The sequence below is a fragment of the Cognatazoarcus halotolerans genome, assembly GCF_009800965.1.
Taxonomy (GTDB): Bacteria; Pseudomonadota; Gammaproteobacteria; order Burkholderiales; family Rhodocyclaceae; genus Cognatazoarcus; species Cognatazoarcus halotolerans.
Map to the genome: position 1 here is coordinate 1 of NZ_WUAF01000090.1, position 255 is coordinate 255.

Annotated in this window: 1 protein-coding gene; it reads right to left on the minus strand. The window is 62.4% G+C overall.

Annotation, left to right across the window (positions count from 1 at the left end):
• Positions 1-255: SdrD B-like domain-containing protein (locus GQB03_RS22800; protein WP_159694077.1), on the minus strand; the 255-nt coding region annotated here is incomplete at both ends.

Genomic DNA, 255 nt, shown 5'->3' on the forward strand with positions numbered 1-255 from the left:
TCGAGAGCACCGAGCCGTCAGCGGCGATGAACTTGACGATGTAGTCGCCCGGCATCAGGCCACTGAAGTTGTAGTTGCCGTTGGCGTCGGTCACCTTGGTGTCGACCAGCGTGCCCGGCATCTCATCAACACAGGTGTAGAGCTCGACCGTCACGCCGGCCTTGCCCACTTCGCCTGCGTCCTGCACGCCGTTGGCATTGCTGTCGACCCACACCTTGTCGCCGATCGAGGCGGTTTCCGAGAAACCGGCATCGA